24 protein-coding genes and 1 tRNA gene are annotated in these 26,223 nt (G+C 71.0%); 15 read left to right on the top strand and 10 right to left on the bottom strand.

Annotated features, from left to right (window positions below; all coding sequences use genetic code 11):
* Position 1 precedes the first annotated feature (1 nt).
* From argS to RJQ01_RS05820, 3 genes are all read right to left on the bottom strand, one after another.
* Entirely contained in the window at positions 2–1,669 is a 1,668-nt protein-coding gene (gene argS, locus RJQ01_RS05830; RefSeq protein WP_350475785.1) for an arginine--tRNA ligase, read from the bottom strand.
* 43 nt (positions 1,670–1,712) lie between these two features.
* On the bottom strand, positions 1,713–3,326 hold the full coding sequence (locus RJQ01_RS05825; protein ID WP_350475784.1) for an L-lactate permease: 1,614 nt from the start codon (positions 3,324–3,326) through the stop codon (positions 1,713–1,715).
* Positions 3,327–3,416: 90 nt separating this feature from the next.
* On the bottom strand, positions 3,417–4,268 hold the full coding sequence (locus tag RJQ01_RS05820) for a transglutaminase-like domain-containing protein (protein ID WP_350475783.1): 852 nt from the start codon (positions 4,266–4,268) through the stop codon (positions 3,417–3,419).
* Between the two features lie 42 nt (positions 4,269–4,310).
* Here RJQ01_RS05820 and RJQ01_RS05815 point away from each other — a divergent pair.
* Positions 4,311–4,383: transfer RNA gene (locus tag RJQ01_RS05815), tRNA-Arg, on the top strand.
* A gap of 10 nt (positions 4,384–4,393) precedes the next feature.
* Here RJQ01_RS05815 and RJQ01_RS05810 read toward each other — a convergent pair.
* Positions 4,394–4,870, bottom strand: a complete 477-nt coding sequence (locus RJQ01_RS05810; RefSeq protein WP_350475782.1) for an ATP-dependent zinc protease family protein — start codon at positions 4,868–4,870, stop codon at positions 4,394–4,396.
* 24 nt (positions 4,871–4,894) lie between these two features.
* Between RJQ01_RS05810 and RJQ01_RS05805 the strand changes: the two genes are divergently transcribed.
* Complete coding sequence (locus RJQ01_RS05805) at positions 4,895–6,085, top strand: RimK family alpha-L-glutamate ligase (RefSeq protein WP_350475781.1); 1,191 nt, start codon at positions 4,895–4,897, stop codon at positions 6,083–6,085.
* A 19-nt stretch (positions 6,086–6,104) separates the two neighbouring features.
* Here RJQ01_RS05805 and RJQ01_RS05800 read toward each other — a convergent pair whose 3' ends face one another.
* A complete protein-coding gene (locus tag RJQ01_RS05800) occupies positions 6,105–7,547 on the bottom strand; it encodes a helix-turn-helix domain-containing protein (protein WP_350475779.1) in 1,443 nt (480 codons plus the stop codon).
* Between the two features lie 129 nt (positions 7,548–7,676).
* Between RJQ01_RS05800 and RJQ01_RS05795 the strand changes: the two genes are divergently transcribed.
* The gene (locus tag RJQ01_RS05795; RefSeq protein WP_502885230.1) at positions 7,677–9,569 is read left to right on the top strand and encodes a phosphoenolpyruvate carboxykinase (GTP); all 1,893 of its coding nucleotides are present in this window, start codon (positions 7,677–7,679) and stop codon (positions 9,567–9,569) included.
* A 17-nt stretch (positions 9,570–9,586) separates the two neighbouring features.
* Here the strand turns inward: RJQ01_RS05795 and RJQ01_RS05790 are convergent, their stop codons facing one another.
* Positions 9,587–10,150, bottom strand: coding sequence for a hypothetical protein (locus RJQ01_RS05790; protein ID WP_350475778.1), 564 nt, complete (start codon positions 10,148–10,150; stop codon positions 9,587–9,589).
* Between the two features lie 194 nt (positions 10,151–10,344).
* On the opposite strand from RJQ01_RS05790, the gene RJQ01_RS05785 reads away from it, so the two are divergent.
* The 9 genes from RJQ01_RS05785 to RJQ01_RS05745 all read left to right on the top strand — a co-directional run bounded on the left by RJQ01_RS05785 (position 10,345) and on the right by RJQ01_RS05745 (position 19,275).
* Complete coding sequence (locus tag RJQ01_RS05785) at positions 10,345–10,875, top strand: RNA polymerase sigma factor (protein ID WP_350475777.1); 531 nt, start codon at positions 10,345–10,347, stop codon at positions 10,873–10,875.
* Complete coding sequence (locus RJQ01_RS05780) at positions 10,859–11,671, top strand: hypothetical protein (RefSeq protein ID WP_350475776.1); 813 nt, start codon at positions 10,859–10,861, stop codon at positions 11,669–11,671. The genes RJQ01_RS05785 and RJQ01_RS05780 overlap by 17 nt, the downstream gene beginning before the upstream one ends.
* An 84-nt stretch (positions 11,672–11,755) precedes the next feature.
* Positions 11,756–13,753, top strand: a complete 1,998-nt coding sequence (locus RJQ01_RS05775) for a TPM domain-containing protein (protein WP_350475775.1) — start codon at positions 11,756–11,758, stop codon at positions 13,751–13,753.
* A 56-nt stretch (positions 13,754–13,809) separates the two neighbouring features.
* Positions 13,810–14,544 carry a PspA/IM30 family protein gene (locus RJQ01_RS05770; protein ID WP_350475774.1) on the top strand — a complete coding sequence of 245 codons (735 nt, stop codon included), beginning with the start codon at positions 13,810–13,812 and terminating at the stop codon, positions 14,542–14,544.
* A 112-nt stretch (positions 14,545–14,656) separates the two neighbouring features.
* Entirely contained in the window at positions 14,657–15,637 is a 981-nt protein-coding gene (locus RJQ01_RS05765; protein ID WP_350475773.1) for a DUF418 domain-containing protein, read from the top strand.
* Positions 15,638–15,641: 4 nt separating this feature from the next.
* Positions 15,642–16,454, top strand: a complete 813-nt coding sequence (locus tag RJQ01_RS05760; protein ID WP_350475772.1) for an arginase family protein — start codon at positions 15,642–15,644, stop codon at positions 16,452–16,454.
* Between the two features lie 27 nt (positions 16,455–16,481).
* Entirely contained in the window at positions 16,482–17,267 is a 786-nt protein-coding gene (locus RJQ01_RS05755; RefSeq protein WP_350475771.1) for a crotonase/enoyl-CoA hydratase family protein, read from the top strand.
* A gap of 4 nt (positions 17,268–17,271) precedes the next feature.
* Positions 17,272–18,753 carry a dihydrolipoyl dehydrogenase family protein gene (locus RJQ01_RS05750; protein ID WP_350475770.1) on the top strand — a complete coding sequence of 494 codons (1,482 nt, stop codon included), beginning with the start codon at positions 17,272–17,274 and terminating at the stop codon, positions 18,751–18,753.
* Positions 18,754–18,756: 3 nt separating this feature from the next.
* The gene (locus tag RJQ01_RS05745; protein WP_350475769.1) at positions 18,757–19,275 is read left to right on the top strand and encodes a hypothetical protein; all 519 of its coding nucleotides are present in this window, start codon (positions 18,757–18,759) and stop codon (positions 19,273–19,275) included.
* Here the strand turns inward: RJQ01_RS05745 and RJQ01_RS05740 are convergent.
* Entirely contained in the window at positions 19,181–20,611 is a 1,431-nt protein-coding gene (locus tag RJQ01_RS05740) for an amidase (RefSeq protein ID WP_350475768.1), read from the bottom strand. The two genes, RJQ01_RS05745 and RJQ01_RS05740, sit on opposite strands and share 95 nt — an antisense overlap.
* 169 nt (positions 20,612–20,780) lie before the next feature.
* Here RJQ01_RS05740 and RJQ01_RS05735 point away from each other — a divergent pair, with 169 nt between their 5' ends.
* A complete protein-coding gene (locus tag RJQ01_RS05735; RefSeq protein WP_350475767.1) occupies positions 20,781–21,416 on the top strand; it encodes a hypothetical protein in 636 nt (211 codons plus the stop codon).
* 16 nt (positions 21,417–21,432) lie between these two features.
* Here RJQ01_RS05735 and RJQ01_RS05730 read toward each other — a convergent pair whose 3' ends face one another.
* Together RJQ01_RS05730 and RJQ01_RS05725 are read right to left on the bottom strand one after the other, a co-directional pair.
* On the bottom strand, positions 21,433–22,044 hold the full coding sequence (locus RJQ01_RS05730) for a GNAT family N-acetyltransferase (protein ID WP_350475765.1): 612 nt from the start codon (positions 22,042–22,044) through the stop codon (positions 21,433–21,435).
* Positions 22,045–22,053: 9 nt separating this feature from the next.
* Positions 22,054–22,737 (bottom strand): uracil-DNA glycosylase, encoded by a 684-nt coding sequence (locus RJQ01_RS05725; RefSeq protein ID WP_350475764.1) that lies wholly within the window; start codon positions 22,735–22,737, stop codon positions 22,054–22,056.
* A gap of 58 nt (positions 22,738–22,795) precedes the next feature.
* Here RJQ01_RS05725 and RJQ01_RS05720 point away from each other — a divergent pair, with 58 nt between their 5' ends.
* Positions 22,796–24,292 carry an MFS transporter gene (locus RJQ01_RS05720; protein ID WP_350475763.1) on the top strand — a complete coding sequence of 499 codons (1,497 nt, stop codon included), beginning with the start codon at positions 22,796–22,798 and terminating at the stop codon, positions 24,290–24,292.
* On the opposite strand, the gene RJQ01_RS05715 is transcribed toward RJQ01_RS05720, so the two are convergent.
* Positions 24,255–25,052 carry an SDR family oxidoreductase gene (locus tag RJQ01_RS05715; protein WP_350475762.1) on the bottom strand — a complete coding sequence of 266 codons (798 nt, stop codon included), beginning with the start codon at positions 25,050–25,052 and terminating at the stop codon, positions 24,255–24,257. The two genes, RJQ01_RS05720 and RJQ01_RS05715, sit on opposite strands and share 38 nt — an antisense overlap.
* 42 nt (positions 25,053–25,094) lie before the next feature.
* On the opposite strand from RJQ01_RS05715, the gene RJQ01_RS05710 reads away from it, so the two are divergent.
* A complete protein-coding gene (locus RJQ01_RS05710) occupies positions 25,095–26,201 on the top strand; it encodes an acyltransferase family protein (protein ID WP_350475761.1) in 1,107 nt (368 codons plus the stop codon).
* Positions 26,202–26,223: the final 22 nt, after the last annotated feature.

Raw genomic sequence — 26,223 nt, 5'->3', positions numbered from 1 at the left:
ACTACATCCTCTCCGGGGCGGAGACGCCCAGCAGCGTCAGGCCGTTGCGCAGCACCTGGCCCGTTGCATCACTCAGCACGAGTCTCGTTCCGTGCACCGGCTCGACCGGATCATCGCCCTGCGGCGTCACCCGGCACGAGTCGTACCAGCGGTGGAAAGCCGCGGCGAGCTCCTCGAGGTACCGCGCAACGCGGTGGGGCTCTCGCAGAGAGGCGGCCTGCGCCACGATCCGCGGGAACTCGGAGAGCACGCCCAGCAATACGCTCTCCGTCTCGTGCGTGAGCAGGTCGGCGTCGAAGCTGGCCGCGTCGACGCCGGCCGCCGCGGCGTTGCGGGCGACCTGGTGGGTGCGCGCGTGGGCGTACTGCACATAGAAGACGGGGTTGTCGTTCGTGCGCTTGCGCAGCAGCTCCGGGTCGAGTGTGAGCGGAGAGTCGGCCGGGTACCGACCGAGCGAGTAGCGCAGAGCATCCGTGCCCAACCAGTCGCGCAGGTCGTCGAGCTCGATGATGTTGCCCGCGCGCTTCGACAGGCGAGCGCCGTTAATGCTCACCAGCTGGCCGATGAGCACCTCGATGTCGCGATCGGGGTCGTCACCCGCCGCGCCCGCGAGAGCCTTGAGGCGGTGCACGTAGCCGTGGTGGTCGGCGCCCAGCAGGTAAATGGTGAGACCGAAGCCGCGGTCGCGCTTCGAGAGGTAGTACGCGGCGTCAGCCGCAAAGTAGGTGAAGACACCGTTGCCGCGGCGGATCACGCGGTCTTTGTCATCGCCGAAGTCGGTCGTGCGCACCCAGATCGCGTCGTCTTCGTCGAACACGTGACCCTGCTCGCGCAAGCGGTCGACCGCCTCATCGATGGGGCTCGCGCCCGACACCGGGTTGGCAGCGTGCAGCGTGCGTTCGCTGAACCACACATCGAAGTGCACGTTGAACAGTTCCAGCGACGACCGGATCTCGGCCAGCTGCCAGGCGTAGGCGAGCTCGCGAGTCACGTGGATCGCCTCAGCGCGCGGCAGCTCGCCCAGGTCGGGGCGCTCGACGAGAGCCCGAGCCCCGAGCTCGCCGATGTACGAGCCAGGGTAGGCGCCCTCCGGCGCAGGCTCACCGAGGGCGGCGGCGAGCACCGACTCACCGAACGTATCGATCTGTGCCCCCGCGTCGTTGATGTAGAACTCGCTCGTCACCGCCGCGCCGGACGCCGCGAGAACACGGCGCAGGGAGTCGCCGAGCGCGGCCCAGCGCGTGTGGCCGATGTGGAGGGGCCCCGTCGGGTTCGCCGAGACGAACTCGAGGTTGATGACCTCGCCGGCGAGCGCGTCGTTGCGCCCATAGGCATCGCCCGCCTCGACGATCGCCCGCGCGAGCTCACCGGCAGCGCCGGCCTCCAGACGAATGTTGAGAAAACCCGGGCCGGCGATGTCGACCGCCGCGACACCCTCGATCGCGAGGATGCCCTGCTCGAGCTCCTCCGCGAACTCGCGCGGGGGCATCCCGAGTCGCTTCGCCCACTTGAGGGCGATCGAGGTCGCCCAGTCGCCGTGGTCGCGGTTGCGCGGGCGCTCCAAGGCGATGTCGTCCACCGTCAGCGAGGCCGCCACATCAGCGCCGCGTCGCTCCACCGCGCCCTGGACGACGGTGAGCAGAGCGGAGGCGAGGTCGGCGGGATTCACGACTGCCGATCCTATCGGGCGGGCACCGGGCCCAGCGCCCAGCTCAGGGCACCATCCAGCCGAGCACGGGCGTGGACTGCAGCACGATCAGCACCGTGATGAGGGCGAGCAGGCCGAGGCTCCACGGCAGAAGCTTCCGCAGCAGGGCGCCCTCCGAGCCGGGCTGACCGACGGCGGCGGCCGCCACCGCCAGATTCTGCACCGACAGCATCTTGCCCAGCACGCCGGCAGACGAGTTGGCGGCGGCCATCAGCACCGGCGGAAGCCCCACCTGCGCGGCGGCCGCGACCTGCACGGGGCCGAACAGCACGTTCGAGGACGTGTCAGAACCGGTCAGGGCCACCCCGATCCACCCGATGATCGGCGACAGCACCACAAAGAAACCGCCCGCCGACGCCAGCGCCACACCGATCGTGGTCGCCTGCCCCGAGAGATTCATCACGAAGGAGAGCGCGAGCACCGCCGTGACCGTCACGATCGTCCAGCGCAGCTGGTGCAGCGTCGCGCCGTACGCCTGCAGCGCCACACGGGGGGCCAGCCGGTAGAGCGCCACCGTCAGCAGGCCGGAGAGGAGCAGGAGCGTGCCCGTGGCGCGAAGGGTATCGACGTGCATCGTCTGCGCGCTCGCCGGCTCACCGGCCGCCGTCACGACATCCAGGCCCGGCCAGGCGAATGTGACCGTGCCGACCGAAGCGAGCCACTGCGCCACGGCGGGAACCTGGGCGAGAGAGAACACAGCGATCACGATCGCGTACGGCGCGACCGCCATGAGCACCTCCCGCGCCGCGGGCCTCTCGATCGCGACAGCGCCCACTTCCACAGCCCCGTTCATGCCGACAAGCTCGGCGGGCTGCCAGACCCGCAGCATCAGCAGGACAGCGACGATCGTGAGCACCGCTGCGACGACGTCGGTCAACTCGACGGCGAAGAAGTTCGCCGTCACAAACTGCGCTGCGCCGAACACGAGGCCAGCCATGAGGGCGATCGGCCACGTCTGGCGAAGGCCGCGGCGGCCATCCACGAGGAACACGAGAATCAGCGGCACGAGAACCGCGATGAACGGTGTCTGACGGCCCGTCATCGCCGCGATGTCGGAGAGCGGCAAACCCGTCACGCCCGCCAGCGCGATGACGGGGGCGGCAAGCGCACCGAAGGCCACCGGAGCAGTGTTCGCGAGAAGAGAGACGAGCGCAGCCTTGAGGGGCGCCATTCCCGCCGCGAGCAGCATCGCGGCGGAGATGGCCACCGGGGCGCCGAAACCGGCCAAAGACTCCAGCAGAGCCCCGAAGCAGAAAGCGATGAGGATCGACAGGATGCGCAGGTCGTCGCTCACAGAGCGAATCGTGCGGCTGAACACCGCGAACCAGGGCGTTACGACGGTCAATCGGTAGATCCACAGCGCATTGGCCAGAATCCACAGGATCGGAAAAAGCCCGTAGAAGACACCCTCAGCGGCCGCGCTCAGCGCCTGCACCGGGGGCATGCGCCACGCCACGACCGCCAGAAGGATCGACAGCGCCAGAGCCGCCAGAGCCGCGAACGGTGCGCGCACCTTGACGGCGCCCAGCAGCACGAACAGCAGCAGAAGCGGCAGTGCCGCCGCGATGGCCGAGAGCGCGAGCGAGCCGAACACGGGGTCGATCTCCTGCTCGAACACGAGTGCTCACGCTCTCACCGGGCGGGCGACGCCGCAAGTGCTTGACCGGTAATGAGGACCAAGGTCCCGGGCGCGAGCCGAACGAGCGGCTCAGCCCAGAGCGACCAGATCACCCGGGTGCTCGGCCTCCACGCCCGCAGGACCGTCCCTGCCGACCGTCGCACGCACGCTCAACCCCCGCAGCGCGAGCGCCGAACCGTCGTTCGCGAGAAACGCGGTGTCTGCCGCGTCGCTGCCCGTCGCGATGCGCAGCATGCACGAGCGCGGAGCGAGCCCCGTCGCATCCACGACCCACCAGCGTCCCTCAATCCCGACCTCGACGACAGCGTGAAAATCCATGGGCACGAGCTGAGGCGCGTACACCGACACGATCCGCGCCGGCAGATCCGTCGCTCGCAAGAGCCCGGCCAACAGGTGGGCGAAGTCGCGGCACACTCCTCGGCCGGTCGCGAGCACCTCAGGGAGACCATCCGTCGACGCAGACGAACCCGGCGAGTAGTCGAGCAGCTCGCCCACCATCGCCCGCGCCGCAGCGATGCGCTCGAACGGATCCGTCGCCCCCAGCGCGGCGACCTCCTCGGCGTCCAGAAGAACCCCGGGCAGCAGGTCGGATTGCACATAGCGGCTCGGCCGCACATCCTCCACCAGATCGCGATCCTCCACCGTCGCGGGTGCCGCCCGACCCTCGACCTCCGCCTCGTACCGCACCTCCAGCTCGCCGGTCGGCACTATCGCCCGATGCCAGCGCGTGCCCGCGCGACCCTCCAGCTCCCGCACCTCCACGGGACGCCCGTCGACCGTCACCGCGAGCGACTCGTCGACGCGCACCCCCGCCGAACGCGCCACCGCGACCGCCAGCACGATGCTCGTCGGCTCCCCCACCGAGGCGCTCAACGAGCAGCCGACCGCGCGACGGTCAGGGCCGCTCACCGGGATCGTCATGCGCACATGCTGGCACGGAAGCCGGTAGGATCGACGCATCCCGCCTCCGTAGCTCAGGGGATAGAGCGCCAGTTTCCGGTACTGAAGGTCGCAGGTTCGATTCCTGTCGGGGGCGCTGGCCGCCATCAGCGGTTGCGGTTGCGGCGACGCACCTCGCGCGGAGCACGGCCACCGAGGAACGACTTCGCGGGGTCCACGAGGAAGCCCTGACGCAACGCCTGGCGGCCGATGAGCATCCGGAAACCCATCTCATCACGGTTCGACAGCGTCATCTCCGTCTCGATCTCCCGGCCGAGCAGGGCGATCCGCATGATCACGACGATGCGCTCTTCGACATGCCCCGAGGAGGAGCGCACATGGCGGCGATCACGGATGGGGCTTTCGACGACCACCGCGTCCTCGCGCGATTCCTGCCACGGCTGCAACCGGAACCGCACCCGCTCCTCAGAGCCCTCTCCCGTGATCGTGACATCGTAGGCGTGCACTGAAGAGCTGCGGGCGCCCGTATCGAGCTTCGCCTTGATCCACGGCACCCCGGCACTCGGCAGGCTCACCCACTCGCGCCACCCCGCAACAATGCTTGACTGGGCCTTGTCCGTCACCCGGCCATCATTCCAGGGAAGTTCATGAAACTCGGCATCCTGTCGCGCGCACCCAAGTCGTACTCCACGCAACGGCTGCGCGCCGCCGCCGTCGATCGCGGGCACCACGTCAAGGTGCTCAACACGCTGCGATTCGCCATCGACCTCTCTCAGGACGAACCGGACCTGCAATTCCGCGGGCGCCCGCTCTCCACCTACGACGCGGTGCTACCGCGCATCGGCAACTCGATCACGTACTTCGGCACCGCTGTCGTTCGGCAATTCGAGCAGATGGACGTGTTCACGCCGAACACCGCGAACGGCATCAGCACTGCCCGCGACAAGCTGCGTGCGACGCAGGTGCTCTCCCGACACGGCATCGGGATGCCCGCCACGGCGTTCGTGCGCAATCGTGCAGACGTGCGCCCCGCCATCGAGCACGTGGGCGGGGCCCCCGTCGTCATCAAGCTGCTCGAAGGCACGCAGGGCATCGGCGTGATTCTCGCCCCCCAGGTGAAGGTCGCCGAAGCGATCATCGAGACCCTGCACTCGACCAACCAGAACGTCCTCATCCAGCAGTTCATCGCGGAGAGCCGCGGCCGCGACATCCGCGCGCTCGTCGTGGGCGACCGGGTCGTGGCCGCCATGCGCCGCACCGCCGAGGGCGACGAGTTCCGCTCCAACGTGCACCGCGGGGGCAGCGTCGAAGCCGTCGACCTCAGCCCCGAGTACGTGCGCACCGCCGTGCGTTCCGCCCAGATCATGGGACTGCGCGTCGCGGGCGTCGACATGCTGGAAGGCAACGACGGACCCCTCGTCATGGAGGTCAACTCGTCGCCCGGGCTCCAGGGCATCGAAACGGCGACCAAGCTCGACGTGGCGGGCGCGATCATCGACTACATCTCGCACGAGGTCGCCTTCCCCGACATCGACGTGCGCCAGAGGCTCGCGGTGTCGACGGGCTACGGCGTGGCCGAGCTCGTCGTGCACGCCGGCGCCGACGTCGTCGGCAGCACCCTGGGCGAGTCGGGCATCCTCGACAAAGACATCACCGTGCTGACCCTCAATCGCGGTGCGACCGTCATCCCGAACCCCCGGATGAGGCAGGTGCTCGAAGCCGGCGACCGTCTACTGTGCTTCGGCAAGATGGAGGAGATGCGGTCGATGACGCCGTCACGTCGGCGCCGCCGCGCCACCGTGCGCAAGCTACCGAAGCAGCCCCCTCGCACACCCTGAGATCCCCGCGGAGACCTCCTCAGCTGTCGCCGTCGCTGGCGTGCTCCTCAAGGAACGCGTACAGCTCCTGATCGTCGACGCCGGGGAAAGTGCCGCTGGGCAACGGCGAGAGGATGTGCGCATGCAGCTTCGCGCTCGTCCAGGCCTTGCCCCGCCAGCGCTGCGCGAGATCGCTTGGCGGGTGCTTGCAGCATGCTGGATCGGGGCATGTCGAGTGCTCGCGGTTGCTCGTCTCGCGACCGCGGAACCACTTCGCGTCGGCGAACGGCACGCCCACCGTGATCGAGAACTCATCGTTCGCGCTCGTCGTGCCCGTCTGCGTCGACTCCCAGAAGGTGCCCTCAGGAGTATCCGTGTACTGGTAGTACTCCGTGGTGCGGTTGGTGCGCGTCATCGCCACCCGAGCGCTCCACTTGCGGCAGACCAGCTGGCCCTCCGTCGACCCTGTGACATCGACCGGTAGTCGCAGCCCGTCGTTCTCGTAGGCCTTGTAGACGGCGCCGTCGTCCCCGACGCGGAGGAAGTGCAGCGAGAGGTCGAGGTAGGTCGTCGCGAGATTCGTGAACCGCAGCGCCGCGGCTTCGTGGGTCACGCCGAACGCGTCTCGGAAGTCTTCGACGGCGATGTTGCGGTCGGCCTTCGCCTGAGTCAGGAAGGCGACCGACTGCTCGCGAGGCATCAGGCACGCTGCGGCGAAGTAGTTGATCTCGAGTCGCTGCTGCAGGAACTCGGCGTAGGTCGCCGGCACCCGGTGGTCGAGCAAGCGGTGTGCGATCGCCTGCAGCGCCATCGAGCGCAGCCCGTGGCCGCCGGGGATCGAGGCCGGCGGTAGGTAGATGCGGCCGTTCTCCAGGTCTGTGACGGAGCGCGCCGAGTGCGGCAGGTCGTTGACGTAGACGAGCTCGAACCCGAGGCGCGTCGCCATGACGCCCACCTCGCGGTGCGTGAGCGCGCCGCTCACGTGGCCGGTGTCGGCGACCATGCGCTCGGCGAGCTCCTCGATCTCCGGCAGGTGGTTGTCGAGCGTGCGCATGTGCAGCCGCTGGGCCGTGTTGGCGCGCCGCGCTTCCTCGGGTGTCGCGATCGCCTGGCGCTGGCGCTCGATGAGGGCTCGGTGCAGCCCCACGAGGGATTCGAGCACGTCATCCGGCATCGATCGGGATGCGCGGACGCTCGGCAGGCCGAGCGCCGCGTAGTGCGCACTGCGCTGCGCGCGATCCAGTTCGATCTCGAGCGCGGCGCGCGGCGTGGGAGGCGTGTCGTCGAGCAGGTCGGCCACCGTCACCTCGAGCGCGTCGGCCAGGGAGCCGAGGAGCGTCACGCGCGGTTCGCGTCGACCGTTCTCCATGAGGGAGAGCTGGCTGCCCGCCACACCCACGCGATCTCCGAGCTGGTCCAGGGTCAGGCCCGCAGCATTGCGGAAGTGGCGCAAGCGCTGGCCGAGAGTCACGAGATCGTTCATGGATTGACATTATCGAAAGAATGCGTCTTTTTTCTAGTCGTGATGGCGCCAAATGCTTCCGGAGCACCCTCAGGATGGTGATAGCGGCTGATCCTCACACGCCGACACCGCCGCTCACGGGAGAAGACCATGACGATCATCGACCAGCGCACGCGCGAGAACAGCGACCTTCAGTCAACGCCTCGCGGTTCTGAGCCCGCCACGCCTTCGCAGGGCGCCATCGGCATCGGTATGGACCGCCCGCGAGATGTGGTCGCCTGGGTCGACGAGCTCGCTGAACTCATGACACCCGACGACATCCACTGGGTCGACGGCTCGGCGCGCGAGCGCCACGCGCTCCTGCAGGGGCTCGTCGCGAGCGGCACGATCGTGCAGCTCAACCCCGATCTTCGGCCCTACAGTTTTCTCGCTCGCTCCGATGAGAGCGACGTCGCGCGCGTCGAGTCGCGCACGTTCATTTGCTCCGCCGACGAGGGCGACGCGGGGCCGACGAACAATTGGCGCGACCCCGCTGAGATGCGCGCCGAGCTGGACGAGCTGTTCACCGGCAGCATGCGTGGGCGCACAATGTACGTGGTGCCGTTCGCCATGGGTCCGGTCGGCTCGCCGATGACCAAGTACGGCGTGCAGGTGACCGACTCTCCTTACGTCGTCGTGAGCATGGGAACGATGACCCGGATGGGCGATGCCGCGCTGTCCATGATCGCGCGGGGCGCCGACTGGGTGCCCGCGGTTCACAGCGTCGGTGCCCCGCTCGCACCGGGCGAGGCCGATGTGCCGTGGCCGTGCAACGACACGAAGTACATCGTGCACTACCCCGAGTCCCGAGAGATCTGGTCATACGGCTCCGCCTACGGCGGCAACGCCATCCTGCCGAAAAAGGCGTTCGCGTTGCGCATCGCCTCCGTCATCGCGCGCGACGAGGGATGGCTCGCCGAGCACATGCTGCTCATCAAGGTCACGGCCCCCTCCGGAAAGAGCTACCACCTGGCGGCCGCCTTCCCGAGCGCGTGCGGCAAGACGAACCTCGCCATGCTCGCCCCCACGATTCCCGGCTGGAAGGTCGAGACGGTCGGAGACGACATCGCCTGGCTGCGTATCGGGCGAGACGGTCGGCTGCGCGCGATCAACCCCGAGGCCGGCTTCTTCGGTGTCGCGCCCGGCACCGGCCCCGACACCAACCGCACCGCCGTCGACACCCTGTGGGGCAACACCATCTTCACCAACGTGGCGCTCCGCGAGGACGGCGACGTGTGGTGGGAGGGGCTCACGTCGACGCCGCCCGCGAATCTCACCGACTGGCAGGGAGAGCCCTGGACCCCCCAGTCAGGGCGCCCCGCCGCGCATCCCAACTCACGCTTCACCGTGTCCGCCCGCCAGTGCCCGAGCATCTCGGACGATTGGGAGGACCCGGAAGGCGTCGTCATCGACGCCATCATCTTCGGCGGCCGCCGAGCCAGCAACGTGCCCTTGGTGGTAGAGGCGCGCGACTGGGATCACGGTGTCTTCATGGGCGCCACGATCGCTTCCGAGCAGACGGCGGCCGCCGAGGGCACTGTGGGAGAGCTTCGTCGCGATCCCTTCGCGATGCTGCCCTTCACCGGCTACAACATGGCCGACTACTTCGCCCACTGGCTCGACTTCGGCGCCCGCCTGCGCACCTCGGCCCGCGTTCCGCGGGTGTTCCAGGTGAACTGGTTCCGCAAGGGAGCCGACGGCTCCTTCCTGTGGCCGGGCTTCGGCGAGAACGCCCGGGTGCTGCAGTGGATGATCGAGCGGCTCGAGGGTTCACAGCGCGCCGTCGAGACCCCGCTCGGCCTCGTGCCGACGGCCGAGGGACTCAACCTCGACGGGCTCGACATCGCCGAGGAGCAGCTCACCGAGCTCTTCCGCATCGACCCGGGAGCTCTCGAGCTCGAGACGCACGACATCGAGGAGTTCTTCGGCACCTTCGGTCACCGCCTGCCGACCGAGCTGTACCGCCAGCTCGAGCTGCTGCGGAGTCGCCTCGGCAGCGAGTAGGGCCGGTGCGGTCGTGCTCAGCGCCGGTTGAGCAAGAAGAGTAGACCGGCGACCGCGTACGCGATCACCAGGATCGTCACCAGGATGTTCCCGCCAATCGCGATCCATCCCAGAGTGGTGGCAACCCAGATCAACGCAACGACGGCCGGAATGGCGAAGAACCATCGTGCGGACCCGCGCGCCACGCCCTTCTGATAGGTCACGATAGCGCCGACGATGCCGCCGACGACCAGGAGGATCGCACCAACGGTGACGAGCTCGCCGGGTAGCGCGACGCCCAGAGCCGCGAGCAAAGGCACGATGGCCATCAGCAGGAAACCCACGCCGAACGCGACAAAACCGAGCTTGCCGAGAACCGAGCCGCCGACGACGCCGTTGGAGCCAGTCTGACCGAAGGCCAGGAAGAAGCCAGAGGCTGCCAGCAGCAGGAACCCGATGATCGTGAGCCAGGTTGAGATCTCCCCGCCCTGCCCGGCCGCCTGAATGAGCAGTGCGATGAGCCAGGCGACCGAGCCCGCCAGCATCGCCCCACCGCCGAAGATCCTCCAGTTCGCGGAATCCTTGCGCACGCGTGCAGTCATGATGTCTCCTCACGGTCGAACCGGTGCCGCCACGGGGGTGGAGCGGCGTCCGCGCACAGCGTGGCAGTATTCGGCTCGCACCGGTAGTGGGAGATGCCTGCGCCCTCCCCAACGAAAGGGACGAGTCGAGCGTCTGAGAAGGTAGGGGCACGCGACAGCGCAGTGCGCGCTGGCCGGGCGATCGGGAGGCACTCGTGCAGGAGACGGCTCGCGCCGGTTGGGAGGGCGTGCTCGAAGCGCTCATCGCCGATCGCGGCGACGCGCTCGTGCGCTACGCGTACCTGCTCTGCGGCGACCCGGATGACGCGGCCGATCTCGTGCAGACCGGCCTCGTCGCAACGTTCGGGCGATTGCGCAACGGCTTCGCGCTCGAGCGCGCCGAGTCGTACGTGCGTCGCGCGATCGCCTCCGCCTATCTCGATCGTGGTCGACGTGCGACGAGGTGGCGACGCATCGTGCACCTCCAGGCGCGACCCGAGAGCGTCGACTCGGCGGCCCGTGCCGTCGACCTCCAGCTCGACGTGCGGGCCCAGCTCGAGACGCTGAGCCCCCGGGAGCGAGCGTGCGTCGTGCTGCGCTACTACGAAGACCTCAAGGTCGACGACATCGCCGACCGGCTCGGCATCAGCGCGGGAGCGGTGAAGCGCTACCTCAGCGACGCCCACGCGAAGCTCGCCGATGCGCTCGCGCCTCAGGAAGGAGACGTCCATGACCCCGCAGGATGACCTCGCGGCGCGCCTTGCCGAGGAGGCGGAGCGCTCTGCCCCGCGCTCTGCGCTCGACGTTGACGCGATCGTGCGCCGAAGCCGGGCACGACGCCGCCCCGCCCTTATCGGCACGGGTGTCGTGGCGACCGTGCTGATCGTCGGTATCGGGGGGCTCAGCGTGGGCGCGCTCGGCAGCCTCGTGCCGAACGACCTCACTGCTGCCGACACCGCTTCCACCGCTGAGGAGGCCGCTGTCGAGCAGGGCGGCTCACCCGAGATGGACGGAGGTGAGGCGGCCGACGGCGGGTCGGCGCTCGCCCCCGATTGGCTGCAGAATCGCTGCGGCTCGGCCCCTGTGACGCCTGCCGATGTTCCCGACGCCGGGCTGCTGCTCGAGATTGACTTTCCGGCGCGGGCGACGACGGCCGATGACCGCGTCGAGGGCACGGTGCGCGTCACGAACACGAGCGGCGAACGGGTCTCCGGGCGCGTCTCGTCGTCGCCGGCGATCACTCTTGCGTCGGGCGGCCTCACTGTCTGGCACACCTCGGGCGTGGCAGAGCAGGGCGAGCGGACGATCGCGCTCGACCCCGGCGAGTCGCGCGAGTTCGCCGCCGTGCTGCGCCCCCTGCTGTGCACGATCGACGACGAGGTGCGCGCGAGCGAGGGTTTCGACGCCGGGCTCGCTCCGCTTCCCCCGGGAGAGTACGCCGTCTCGGCCGTCCTCGACATCGTCGTGGACGACGCGCCGCAGGTGCGCACGCCCCTCGTCTCGGCGCCCGAGCCCCTCGTGCTGGAGCCGCCAGAGGGCTAGCGTTGGCGCCCTGCCAGTCAGGTCTCGACAGTGGGACGGGGGCGGTGGCTAGAATCGCGGCACCAGCCCAGAGAGAACGGTGCGATGCACGCCCCATCGATCAGGACACCCCCGACCACGCCGTCGACGAACCGAGCGCGTACCCGGGTCTCGCTCGTGCTCGGCGCAATCCTGGGTGGCGCGCTGTTCGCCGCCCCGGCGCACGCTGCCGAACCGGTGGATGCCGGCGGCGCCTACGTGCTCGATGAGGCGGGGGTGCTCGGTGACGATGCCCCGCGCGTGGAGGCGGCCCTCGAGAGTCTCTTCGACGAGATCGGTGCGCCGCTCATCGTCGTCCTCGTCGACACCTTCGAGGCCCCGCGAAGCGGCGCCGACTGGGCGGAGGCCGCGGCCATCGCCTCCGGTCTCGGTGAGCGGGATGCCCTGCTCGCGATCGCCGTCGATGACCGAGCGTTCGGCGTCGCGCCCGGGGCCGAGTTCCCGGTGGGTGACGCCGCCCTCGCGAGCGCGGAGACCGACGCGCTCATCCCGGCGCTGCGCGACGATCGCTGGGCCGACGGCATCGTGGCGTACGCCGAGCGGCTCGCCGCACCGCAGGGCTCCATCGTCCCGTTCCTCATCGGTGCCGCGATCGTCGGCGGCATCATCGTCATCATCGTCGTCGTCGTGCGCTCGCGACGACGCGGCACCGGCACGGCGCGCGCGCCCGAGAAGCAGTCGCTCGAGCAGATCGACCAGACGGCGGCGCGTCGGCTCGTCGAGCTGGACGACGCCCTCGCGACGAGCGAGCAGGAGCTCGGCTTCGCCGAGGCGCAGTTCGGCGCCGAGCCCACTGCAGGATTCCGCGATGCCCTGACCCGTGCCCGTGCGATCGTCACCGAGGCGTTCCGCTCCCGCCGTGCGCTCGACGAGGGAACCGCCGAAGCGGGTCCGCGGCGCGAGGCTCTGCTGCGCATCGTGGCTCAGTGCGACGAGGCGGATGCTCTGCTCGCCGCCCAGGAGGAGGCCTTCGAAGCACTGCGGGAGGTCGAGCAGAACCTCTCCGGGTCGATCACGACGGCCCGTGGTGCCCTCGACGGGGCCGCCTCCGCTGTCGAGACAGCCCGCACGACCGTTGATCGGTTGCGCGAGGAGTACGCAGCGGCGGCGCTGAGCGACATCGCGGATGCTCCCGAGCAGCTGCCCCGGCTGCTGCAGCTCGCCGAGGACGAGCTGCAGGCCGCGCTCGCCGCCCACGAGCGCCAGGAGCCCTCCGCGGCGGCCATCGAGGTGCGGTCGGCGCAGCTCGTGCTGGCCCAGCTGCACAGCACGGCGGAAGCGGTGGAGCGCCGTTCGGCCGAGCTCGCCGACGCGCGGACGGCCGTCGCCGCTCAGCGCACCGACCTGGCCTCCGGCCTCGAGGCAGCCCGCGCCATCCCCCCGACGACTGCACGCTCTCCGGAGCTCGCCGCGGCGGTCGCCGCCGCGCAGTCGGCCCTCGACGAGGTCGACGACCGCGACCCCGTCGCCTCGCTCACCCGTCTCGTCGCCGCCGACCGGGCCCTCGACGCCGAGCTCGCCGACGCGCGTGAGGAGTCGGAGCGTCGCGCCTCGGCAGAAGCGGCCCTGGAGCGCACTCTGGCCTCCGCCCGCAGCGCCATCCTCAGCGCTGCAGAGTACATCGCGTCCCATCGCGGCGCTGTCGGCGCGGGCGCTCGAGGGCGTCTCGCCGAGGCCCAGGCGCAGCTCGAGGTCGCCGTCAATGCGCGCACGACCGACCCCGTCTCCGCCCTCCAGACGGCCCAGGGTGCGCACGAGCTCGCCCAGCGCGCCCTGGACGACGCCGAGCGGGATGTGCGCGGAGCGCTCGAGCCGCGCGGCGCCCTCGGCGGCCTGAGTCGGGCAGGCTCCACCGGCGGGGGTGGTGCGCTCGTCGGCGGACTGCTCGGGGGGCTCATCGGCTCCGGCGGCGCACCCTCCCGTCCACGGTTCGGGTCGTCGGGCTCGCGACGCTCGACGAGCTCCCGATCCTCTCGCTCGCCCGCCCGCCCCGCGCGCTCCTCGCGCTCCCGCTCCGGCCGCAGCCGCGGCGGGCGCTTCTGATTCCGCTACCACCGACGCTCCGCCCGGCACGACTCCACAGAAAGGCATCACCCGTCATGACCAAGCAGTCCATCTTCGGCCGCATCGCCCAGCTCGCGAAGGCCAACATCAACGCCCTGCTCGACTCTGCGGAGGACCCGCAGAAGATGCTCGACCAGATGGTGCGCGACTACACCGCGAGCATCCAGGAGGCGGAGGCCGCGATCGCGCAGACCATCGGCAACCTGCGGCTGCTCGAGCAGGACTATGCCGAGGACGTCGCATCGGCGCAGGACTGGGGCCGCAAGGCCCTCGCGGCGAGCGCCAAGGCCGACGAGCTGCGCCGCGGAGGGAACTCCGCCGACGCCGACAAGTTCGACAACCTCGCGAAGGTCGCCCTCGGCAAGCAGCTCGCCGCCGAGTCGCAGGCGAAGGCCGCCCAGCCGACGATCGCGTCGCAGACCGAGGTCGTCGACAAGCTCAAGAGCGGGCTCGAGGGCATGAAGGGCAAGCTCGGGGAGCTGCGCGCCAAGCGTGACCAGCTGGTGGCGCGCGCGAAGATCGCCGACGCGCAGTCGCAGGTACTCGATGCTGTGAAGAGCATCGACATTCTCGACCCGACGAGCGAGCTCGGCCGGTTCGAGGAGAAGATCCGCCGCGAGGAAGCCAAGGTGCTCGGCCAGCAGGAGCTCGCCTCGTCGAGCCTCGATGCCCAGTTCGAGGCGCTCGAAGACGTCGGGGTGCAGGCGGAGGTCGACGCGCGGCTCGCCGCCCTCAAGCAGGGCAACGCTCCGCAGGCGATCGATCAGTAGGGCATCCGGCGTCGCCCTCTCCGCGCACGGCGGGGAGGGCGCCTCCGCTCGCGGCGCTGAGGGCTCACGGTGGCACGGCGTTGACGCGGCGCGCGGTCTCGCGATCATCGGCATGATCGCCGCCCACGCCTGGCCCCGGGAGGACTCTGGCGAGCTGCTCGTGGACGGCCGCCCCTCGGTGCTGTTCGTCGTCGTCGCGGGCGTCTCCCTCGGTTTCGTGACCGCGCGCGCGGCCGCGCCGCGTGCGCCGGAGGGCGCCCGTCGCGAGCAGCGCGTGCGCCTGCTCGTGCGGGCCGCGATCCTGCTTGCGATGGGGCTTCTGCTCTGGATGCTCCCCAGCGGCATCGCCGTCATCCTCGACTACTACGGGGTGCTGTTCGTGCTCGCCCTGCCGCTGCTGTTCGCCGCGAGATGGCTGCTCGCCGCGGTGGGCATCGTGCTGCTCGCCGTCGCGCCCCTCGCTCGCGATGCGATCGTGGCGGCGGGGGCAGCGGGTTCGAGCCCGCTCGAGCCCCTCATCGACTACCTGTTCACGGGCTTCTACCCGGCTGTGCTGTGGCTGCCGCTCGTCAGCATCGGCCTGCTCGTGGCGCGCGGTGATCTGCAGCGCACCCGCACCCGCGTGCTGATGGTCGGCGGGGGCTCTGCTGCGGCCCTCGGCGGGTACGGCGCCACCCTCCTGCCCGGCGTCTCGGCCGAGGCGCACAGCGGCTCCACGGCCGAGCTCGTCGGCTCGGGCGGGCTCGCCTTCGCGATCATCGGGCTGCTGCTCGTCGTGCTCGACAGCGGCGCGCCCTCGCGGTGGCCTCGCGTCGTGCTCGCCCCGCTCGCGGCTCTGGGCCGCGTCGCCCTCACGGTCTATGTCGGCCAGGTCGTCGTGATCGCGATGCTCGCACCGCTCGGGCCCGCGGGGCTGTTCTCGAGCCCGGTCGGCGAGACCGTCGCCCTCGTGCTCGTCGGGGCGGGCATTCTGTTCGGTCTCGCCTGCACGGCGCTCGGGCGGCGCGGGCCGCTCGAGGCGCTCCTCAGCTCGGCGGCAGCGGCCGCCGGCCGCGCGGCGCTACCGCCCGCCCCGCGCTCGATGCGAGACTGACGGCATGCCCGCTCGCTTTCTCGTCGTGCCGCAGTGGCAGGGCTCCGGCTCCGACCGCGCCATGCGCCTCGTGGACGGCGCCGAGGCGATCCTCGCCGACCTTCCCGCCGCCGCCACGGTTCGCGTGGACGTGCCCCTCGAGGCCGGCGATCACGAGGGCACGGGCGTGCAGCGCTGGAGCTCGATCCGCCTCGTGCGCGAGCGCCTCGGTCGCGCCCTCGCCGAGCACGAGAGCGACCACGACAACCCCGTGATCGTCGTCGGCGGCGACTGCGGCGTCGAGTACGCGAGCATCGACGCGGTCGCCGCGCGGGCGCGCCCTGTGCTGCTGTGGGCGGATGCGCACGCCGACCTGAACTCTCCCGACAGCTCTCCGAGCGGCGCGTTCCACGGCATGGTGCTGCGCGCGCTCCTCGACGACGGTGTCGTCGCCCCCGAGGATGTTCTGCTGCTCGGCGTGCGCGACCTCGACGATGCGGAGGCCGAGGCGATCGAGAGCCTCGGCCTGCGCCGGGTCGCCGTGCCCGAGGTGGCTGACGCGGTCGCCGAGCGCGCGGGAGACGGTGCGGATGCCCTGCTGTACCTGCACGTCGACCTCGACGTGCTCGACCCCTCGGTCTTCGCGGGAGTCGGGTTCCCCGCCCCGTTCGGTCTCGAGCTCGGCGAGCTCTGCGATGCGCTGGTCGCGGCGAGACGCGCCCTGCCGCTCGGCGGCGCGGGCCTGTGCGAGTACGCCCCCGCGGAAGGCGCTCGAGAGGAGGACGCGGTCGATGACAGTGCCGCGATCCTGCGGATCATCGGGGCATTCACCCGCTGAGCGGTGCGCCTCAGTACCCTGGCGAGCATGACTGAGAAGCGCGTCACCGTCGACCGCGACGGCTCCCTCCTGCTCATCGGCCTCAACCGCCCCGAGAAGCGCAACGCCGCGGATGTCGCCATGCTCGAGCAGCTCGCGCTCGCGTACGGCGAGCTCGACCGCGACGACACCGCCCGGGTCGGGGTGGTCTACGCGCACGGCGACCACTTCACGGGCGGCCTCGACCTGGCCGACGTCGCCCCGCGTATCGGCCCCGAGGGGCTCGCGATGGTGCCCGAGGGCGGCATCCACCCGTGGGGCATGGACGGCTCCCGAGTGAGCAAGCCCGTCGTGCTGGCGGTGCAGGGCACGTGCCTGACGCTCGGCGTTGAGCTCGCTCTCGCCTCCGACATCACGATCGCCGCCTCCGACACCGTCTTCGCGCAGCTCGAGGTGGCCAGGGCGATCCTGCCGTTTGGCGGGGCGACGACGCGCTTCGCCGCCACGGCCGGCTGGGGCGACGCGATGCGCTGGATGCTCACGGGCGACCGCTTCGATGCTGCCGAGGCGCACCGCATGGGGCTCGTGCAGGAGGTCGTCGAGCCGGGGCACCAGCTCGAGAGGGCGCGGGAGCTCGCGGGGCGCATCGCCGCCCAGGCACCGCTCGCCGTGCAGGCGACCCTTGCCAACGCCCGTCTGGCGGTGCGCGAGGGGGTCGCGGCCGCCGAGGCGCGCCTGCCGCACGAGCTCGTGAGGCTCGCGCAGACCGAGGATGCCCGCATCGGCATGCAGGCGTTCCTCACGCGCACCGATCCCGAGTTCGTGGGACGGTAGCGGCGTGCCGTCGGCTGGCGCCGCCGCTGGGAGCGACACCGCGCACGAGACCTACGACATCGTCGTGATCGGCGCGGGAGCAGTCGGCGAGAACGTCGCCGACCGCGTGGTGCAGGGCGGCCTGACGGCGCTCATCGTCGAGAGCGAGCTCGTCGGCGGCGAATGCTCCTACTGGGCGTGCATGCCCTCCAAGGCGCTCCTGCGCTCCGCGAGCGCGCTGCGCGCCGCGCACGCCGTCGGTGGCGCACGAGAGGCCGTCACGGGCGAGCTCGACACCGCGGCGGTGCTCGCGCGGCGCGATGCCTTCACGAGCCACTGGGACGACTCCGGCCAGGTGCGCTGGCTCGAGAAGGCGGGCATCGCGCTCGCCCGCGGACGGGCGCGGCTCGACGGCGAGCGCCGCGTCATCATCGAGGCAGACGACGGCTCGCAGCGCACCGTGCTCGCCCGGCACGCGGTCGCGATCTGCACGGGGAGCGAGGCCGCCGTGCCGTCGATCGACGGGCTCGCAGAGGCGGCTGGCTGGACCTCCCGCGAGATCACGAGCACGGAGACCGTGCCCGATCGCCTCGCGATCATCGGCGGCGGGGTCGTCGGCTGCGAGATGGCGACCGCGTTTACCTCGCTCGGCTCGCGCGTGACGCTCCTCAGCCGCGGCCGCCTGCTCTCGGGGGTCGAGGAGTTCGCCGGCGAGGCCGTCGCCGAGCGCCTGCGTGCCGACGGCGCCGAGGTGCTCATCGGCACGACGCCCGAGCGCGTCGACCGGCTCGCCGACGGGACGGTGCGCCTCGCGCTGCCCGAGGGCCGCGAGCTGCTCGTCGTCGAGGTCGTCGTCGCCACCGGCCGCCGCGCGGCGACGCACGCCATCGGGCTCGAGACGGTCGGGCTCGCCCCCGGCGACTGGATCGAGGTCGACGACACGCTGCGGGCCCTCGACGCGGAGGGGCGCGCGAGCGACTGGCTCTACGCCGTCGGCGACGTCAACCATCGCGCGCTGCTCACCCACCAGGGCAAGTACCAGGCGCGCGCCGCGGGCGATGCGATCGCGGCGCGCGCGCGCGGGGCATCCCTGCAGCAGTCTGCCTGGGGCGCGCACGTCGCGACCGCCGATCACGCCGCCGTGCCCCAGGTGACCTTCACCTCGCCCGAGGTCGCGAGCGTGGGCCTCACCCTCGCCGAGGCGACCGAGCGCGGTCTACAGGTGCGCGCCGTCGACTACGAGCTCGGGCACGTCGCCGGCGCGAGCGTGCACGCCGACCGCTACCGCGGCACCGCCCGCATGGTCGTCGACGAGGGCAGGTGCGTGATCGTGGGATTCACGGTCGTGGGCGACGACGTGGCCGAGCTGCTGCACGCCGCGACGATCGCGGTCGTCGGCGAAGTGCCCCTCGAACGCCTGTGGCACGCCGTGCCCGCCTACCCGACCCTCAGCGAGATCTGGCTACGGCTGCTCGAGCAGTACGGTCGGGCGAGCGCGACGGGCTGAGGCGTGCGGATCGTGCGCGCCGTGCTCGCGCTGCCCAGCTACTGGCTCGTGACCGCGCTCGCGCTCTCCTGGGGGGCGCCGCTCGCGCAGTTCCGGGTCGCCCGTCACGGCGATCTGCTCGTGTGCGCCGGGCTGCCGCGCTGGGCGTTCGGGCGAGGCGGCACGACCCTGGGGGCCGTCTACTTGACGCGGGACTCCGTGAGCGACGCCGTGCTGAGGCACGAGGCCGTGCACCGGCAGCAGTGGCGCCGCTACGGCCTCGCCCTCATCGTGCTGTACCTGGCCGCCGGGCGCGATCCCCTGCACAATCGTTTCGAGATCGAGGCAGGCCTCGAGGATGGCGGCTACCGCCGCGCCACCCGGCCCCGTGCGGCCGGGGCCGCGGCCGTCGAGCCCCCCGCCGTCGAGCCCACGGCCGTCGAGCCGCCTACCATTGCGGCGGATGCAGGCGCTCCGGATGCGCTCGCTCCCACTGCGCGCCGAGCGCGAGCAGGTCGGCCTCGCCCCCGGGGCGTCCGATGAGGTGCACCCCCATGGGCACGCCCGGCACCTCCGATTCGGCGCCGGTGAGGCCGATGGGCAGGGTGAGCGCGGGCAGCCCCGCCACGTTGACGAAGCTCGTCCACGGCGTGTACTGCACCTGCTGAGCGAAGTTGCGCTCCGCGTCCTCCGCGTCGAACCAGCCGAGTGGGCGCGGCGTCATCGCCAGTGCGGGCGTGACCACGATGTCGACCGTTCCCAGCCGGCGGATGACGCGGCGCTCGAACCCGGAAAGCCACGCGAGCGCCTCCGCGAGCGCCGTCGCGGGCAGCGCCCGGCCCTGGCCGACGAGCCAGGCCGTGAGCGGCTCGAGCAGGGCGAGCTCGGCATCCGTGCGCACGGGGATGCTCGCCGCGCCTGCCATCCACACCGTGCGGAAGTGCCGGGCGTAGTGGGGCTCGGCGGGCAGCGTGAGCTCCTCCACGCCGTGGCCGAGGCGCTCGAAGCCCGCGATCGCTGTCGTGAGAGCATCCCGTGACTCGGGCGCGATCGTGATGTCGGTGAAGCCCTCCCAGGGGGTGTCGGTCATGATCCCGAGCTGGAACCGGCCTTCGCCGCGCACCGCGGCGCCGAGGAAGGGGCCGTCGTGGGGCGCGGGCGCGCGCGTCGCGAACTCCCACGGAGCCGCGGAGACGAGCGCGTCGAGCATGAGCGCGGCGTCGGCGACGGTGCGCGCGAGAGGCCCCGGCACGACGAGACCCGCGAGGCGATCGAGGCCGCTGCCGGAGGGGATGCGTCCACGGGACGGCTTGAGGCCGACGAGACCGCAGGCTGCGGCCGGAATGCGGATGCTCCCTCCTCCGTCGGAGCCGGGTGCGAAGGGCAGAAGACCGGCGGCGACCGCGACGGCCGCTCCCCCGCTGGAGCCTCCCGCGCCGCGCTCGAGCGCGTAAGGCGTGCGCGCCGGTGGGGCCACCAGGCTCTCGGTGTACGAGGGCAGACCGAACTCCGGCGCGGCCGTCGCCCCCAGGCTGATCGCCCCGGCGTCGTCGAGGTGGCGCACGAGCTCGTCCGACTCGTCGGGCACATGATCGGCGAAGAGGCGCGAGCCGAACGTCGTGCGCTGACCCGCGCGCGGGACGAGCTCTTTGTCGGCGATCGGCAGACCCCACAGGGGCGCGGTGCGGGGCACCTCCCGCCCCAGACGCTGCGCGAGCTCCCGCGCGCGCTGAGCCTCCACGACCGTGAAGGCCCCGACGTCGTCGTTGAGGCGCTCGATGCGCGCGAGGTAGTGATCGACCAGCTCGCGAGGCTCTATCTGGCCCTCCTGCAGCCACTGCCACTGCTCGAGCGCTGTCAGATGGTGGAGTTCGAACACGCCGTCGAGCCTACGCGGGGCGGGTTCGTATCGATTGCGCAACGAACGCGGGATGCCCTGCCCTCCGTCGCCGATCGAGGCGCTCCCCGCCCACCGCGGCTGATAGATTCTCGCCCACCAGACCCTGCGCACCAGACCCTGCGCACGAGGCCGACCGTGGAGGAGACTCATGCTCGAGCGACGCCCCCTGCTGCGCCACCGCGTGCTGAGCGGCGCCGCCGCCCTGGTGCTGCTGGCGGGGCTCAGTGCGTGCGCTGCCGACGACGAGCCGGTCGACGAGCCGGAGGTCGTGCCCACCGAGTCGACGGAGCCCGAGCCGGAGCCGACGGCCGAGCCCGAGCCGGAGGCATTCAGCATGCCCTCCGACTGCACCCAGATCTTCCCGCAGGAGCGCCTCGACAACCTCGCCGGCCAGAATCTGGTGCTGCGCGGCGGCCCGGGCAGCACCGAGGGCAACGACGTCTTCGCCGACCCGACACCCGAGCAGCGCGTGGGCGGCATCAGCTGCATCTGGGCGAATCCGGATGGCGAGATCGCCGATCTGCTCATCAGCGTCGCGCCCCTGAACCCCGCGACGCGCGCCGGAGTGGTCGACGACCTCACCGCGCAGGGCCTCAACGAAAGCACCCTCGAGGACGGCGCGATCACCTACGGTCTGCTCGGCGACGAGCAGGGCGCCCCCGCCATCTACAACGAGGTGCGAGCCGACAGCTGGATCTCCGTCATCAGCGCCTTCGGCGGCCAGGTGTTCTACGACGAGGCGGTCATGTTCGCCGAGGAGATTCGCGGCGAGGTCTACCAGTAGCTCGGTCGGCGGGCGCTCAACGGCGTGCGTCCGCCGACTGGCTCTTCGAGGGCCCGAGCGACTTCTGCAGCAGCACGATGCCCAGCCAGCGGTCGAACTTGAAGCCCACGCGCCCCATGGCGCCGGTCTGGCGGAACCCGAACTTCTCGTGCAGGCGAATCGACGCGTCCGCACCGCGGTCGGCAATCACGGCGATGATCTCCTTGACCCCGGCCTCGCGCGAGCGCTCCATCAGCTCTTCCAGGAGTGCCGTGCCGAGCCCCTTGCCGGTCGACGCGGGCCCGAGGTAGATGGAGTTCTCGACCGTGTACCGGTAGGCCGCCTTCTCCTTCCACGGGTAGACGTAGGCGAAGCCGAGCACCTGATCGGTCGGTGAGACGGCGACGATGAAGGGAAAGCCGAGCTTCTGCACGTGCGCGAACTTCGCGCGCAGACCGCGCAGGGTCCAGCGCTTCTCGTCGAAGGTCACGGTGCTGTTCGCGACGTAGTGGTTGTAGATCTCGCGTATGTGGGGCAGGTCGGCCTCCGTCGCGGGCCGCACACTGAAGCTGAACGTCGGCTCGGGCGGCGGGGCCGGGCGCAGATGGCGCGGCAGCCGCCGACGCGGTTGGTACTCCTCCTCCAGCACGCCCTCAGCCTACGACGGCAGGCACCAATCGATAGCCGCAGAGCCCTGGGAGTCGAGAAGCTCGTTGACGCGACTGAACGGCCGTGACCCGAAGAAGCCCGCACTCGCGGAGAGCGGGCTGGGGTGCGCACTCGCGACGATCGGCACACCCTCCAGCACGGGCGCCAGAGACTGCGCCTGCCGCCCCCACAGAACGGCGACGAGCGGGCCGCCGCGGTCGACAAGAGATCGGACGGCATGCTCCGTGACCTCCTCCCAACCGCGGCCGCGGTGCGAGCCGCTCGCACCCGCCCGCACGGTGAGCACGCGGTTCAGCAGAAGGACGCCCTGGCTCTGCCACGCCGAGAGATCGCCGTGCTCGGCAGGTGCGACGCCCAGATCGTCGTGCAGCTCGCGGTAGATGTTGACCAGGCTCCTCGGCAGCGGCCGCACCGAGCGCTCCACGGCGAAGCTCAGGCCGATCGGATGGCCGGGCGTCGGGTACGGGTCTTGCCCGACGATGAGCACGCGCACGTCGGCGAGCGGAGTGCTGAACGCCCGCAGCACGGCGGGCCCGGCCGGCAGATACGGGCGACCTTCGGCGACCTCGGCCCGCAACCAGTGGCCGAGCTGCTCGATGCCCGGCGCGACGGGGGCGAGGGCATCCGCCCAATCGGCCGCGACAAGGTCGCGCAGGGGCCGGGGCGTGCTCATCCGATCACGCTAGCGGGCCGGGCATCGACCTGTGGATGCCGCACGCTAGCATCGCCGAATGGCACAGCTGCTGCGCGGACGGTCGGGAGCGATCACGCTCGGGCTCGTCGGGTACCTGTTCTTCGTCGAGTTCGTGAGCGGGGTGCTGCAGGGCTACTACATCCCGCTCATCCCCGACCTCGTCGAGTACCTGGGCATCCGCGACCCCGACTTCAACTGGTTCGAGGCGGCGCAGCTGCTGCTGAGCGCCCTCGTGGTGCCGATTCTCGCCAAGCTCGGCGACATGATCGGGCACAAGAAGGTGCTGCTCATCTCCACCGTGCTCACCGCTGGTGCGAGCTGGTGGCTCGTGTTCGCCGCCGACTTCTGGAGCTTCCTGGCCGCGTGGGCACTGCAGGGCTTCTACGTCGTATGGCTGCCGCTGGAGGTCGCCCTCATCTTCGATCGGGGCCGCAGCGAGAAGCGCGGCGCCTCGCAGACGCGCCGCGCGGCAGGATTCCTCGTCGTCGCACTCGAAGCCGGCGCCATCGCGGGCGCGCTCGGCGGCGGCCGCTTCTTCGAAGCGGTCGGCGGCAACGTGCCCCTCGCGCTCTCGGTGCCCGCCGCGGCGACGACCGCCGCGTTCTTCGCGATCCTCTTTGGTGTTCCCGAGTCGACGCCCATCCCGGGTCGGCGCCTCGACACGGTGGGCTTCGTGCTGCTCACGATCGCGCTGCTGACGATCACGAGCGGCCTCACCTTCCTGCGCATCAACGGGCCGGAGGCATGGTGGGTGTACCTGCTCATGCTCGTCGGGGTTCTGCTGCTGCTGCCCTTCGGCCGCTGGGTGCTGCGCCACCCCGACCCGGCGATCGACCTGCGCGTGCTGCGCCAGCCGTCGATGTGGCCCATCCAGCTCGTCGCGGGCCTGCTGGGCATCAGCATCCTCGGCGCCCAAGCTCCCCTGAGCCTGTACGCCGGCACCGACCCCGTCGTCGGCTACGGCCTGGGGCTGTCCTCCTCGGCGATCTCGAACATCATCGGCGCCTACCTCATCGCCATGATCGTCGGCGCGCTGCTGTTCCCCGTGCTGTCGAACCGCACGACCCCGCGCATCGCCCTCATCGTGGGCACGAGCTTCATCGCGGCCGGCTACCTGCTGTTCCTGCCCTTCAACTCCACACCCCTGCAGGTGACCCTCAACATGGTCGTCGCCGGCATCGGATCGGGTGCGCTCGTCGCGGCGCTGCCCGCCGCCGCCTCCGCCGCCGCGCCGCTCGGCCAGACCGGCATCGCCGCCGGGCTCACGAACACGACGAAGACGATCGGCGGCTCCTTCGCCTCCGCCGTCTTCGCGGTCGTCCTCATCTACGCGGGAGGCCAGGCCGCGATCGAGACCGTCGGAACCTACGCGGGGTACCTCACGGTGTTCGCGATCTGCGGCGGCACGGCTCTTCTCAGCGCGATCCTGCTGCTCGCCGTGCCGAAGCTCGCCTTCAGCGACGAGGTCGTCGCGGGCGAGGCGGCGCTGGTCACTCCTACGGCGCCTCGCGCGGCCGCAGCGGACCCCGAATGAGCTTGTGCTGCGCGGCCTGGGCCAGCGGGCGCATGGTGATCTCGTCGAGATTGATGTGGCCGGGCAGGGCGAGGGTCTGCGCGATCACGAGGGCGACGTCGTCGGCCGTGAGGGGATGCTCGACCCCATCGTAGAGAGCCGCAGCACGCTCGGCGTCCCCGCCGAGGCGGTTCAGGGTGAACTCATCGGTGCGCACCATGCCAGGGGCCACCTGCGCGACCCGGATCGGCTCGCCGGCGAGCTCGAGACGCAGCGTGTCCATCATGGCCCGCAGGCCGAACTTCGACGCCGCATAACCGCCGCCGCCCTCGTAGGCGCGCTGGCCGGCGGTCGAGGTGACGGCGAGCACGTCGGCGAATCCCCGCGCGTGGGCTCCCTCGCGCAGCAGAGGCAGCAGGGCGGCGAGCACCCGCTGGGCTCCGAGCACGTTCACCTCGAACATGCGCGCCCAGTCGGCGGCGTCTCCTTCCGCAACGGGGTCGACGCCGATCGCGAGGCCGGCGTTGAGCACGAGCGCATCGAGCGGGTGGCCCGACTCGGCGATGTCGTCGGCGAGCGCGGTACGCAGGGCGGCCACATCGTGGTCGCTCGTGACGTCGACGACGCGCACCGAGCATCCGGTCTCCTCCGCGAGCGCCGCGAGGCGGTCGTCCCGGCGGGCCACCGCCAGCACCGACCAGCCTGCCTCACGCAGTCGGCGCACGGTCGCCGCGCCGATGCCCGAGCTTGCTCCGGTGATGACTGCGCGTCTGCTGTGCATGCGCCCACGGTACTCCGAGCCCGGCGGCGTACCCTCCTGCCCATGGGGGCTCCATCGACCGCGACCTCGCGCGTGCCCGTGTGGGACAACGCGCGGTTCATCGCCATCACACTCGTCGTCGTCGGGCACGGCATTCAGCGTTTCACCTACGACTCCGATGCCGGGCTCGTCGCGTACCTGTTCATCTACGCGTTCCACATGCCGCTGTTCGCCATCATCAGCGGCTACTTCTCGAAGTCGGGGCCGCCCACGGCACGCCAGATGCGGCGCGTCATCACCGACATCGTCGTGCCCTACATCATCTTCGAGTCGATCTGGAGCCTGCTGCACTACGTGGTCGAGGGGCGCGTCTCCCTCGACCCGACCACTCCGTCGTGGACCCTGTGGTTCCTGCTCGCGCTCGGAATCTTCCGGCTGATCCTGCCGTACCTCGCGCTGCTGCGCTGGCCGCTCCTGTGGGCTGTGATCGTGTCCGTCGGCGTCGGGTACCTCTCCGCCGTCGATTCGACGTTCTCCCTCTCGCGTGCCCTCGGCATCCTGCCGTTCTTCGTGCTCGGCTGGAAGCTGAGCGACTGGGGAGTCGTGGAGCGCTGGCGCGCCGTCGAGGCTCCTGCGGCGCTCGTGCGCCTGGGTGCCCTCGGCATCCTCGCGATCTGGGCTGCCGTGCTGTGGGCCTTCATCGATACCTGGCGCGCCGCCGATCTGCGCTTCTGGTTCTTCTATGCCGACTCCTACGCGGCGCTCGGGGAGGACCAGTGGTGGGCGGGTGCCGTGCGCCTGAGCCTGATCGCGCTCGCCACGCTGCTCTCGGCGTGCGTGTTCGCGCTCGTGCCGCGCCGTCGGCTCGCCATCACGCCGCTCGGGCAGGCGACCATGTACGTGTACCTGCTGCACTCGTTCGTGCTCTACCCGATCCGCGAGTCCGGCGCCATCGGTGACGAGCTCACCGGTTGGCCGTGGCTGCTCGTGATGACCGTGATCTCTGTCGGCATCTCTTTCGCCCTGGCGAGCCCCTGGGTGCGGTGGGCGGCGCGGCCCCTCGTCGAGCCGCGGCCCCGGTGGCTGCTGCACAAGGAGATCGACACGACGACGGGACCAATGCGGCTCGGGCCCTCCCGCACCGACCCGACCGGCGCACGCCGGGATTGAGCGCAGCGGGGAGACGCCCACG

The organism is Microcella sp. (assembly GCF_040286215.1).
Lineage (GTDB): Bacteria > Actinomycetota > Actinomycetes > Actinomycetales > Microbacteriaceae > Microcella.
This window is presented reverse-complemented; position numbering and strand designations above follow the sequence as displayed.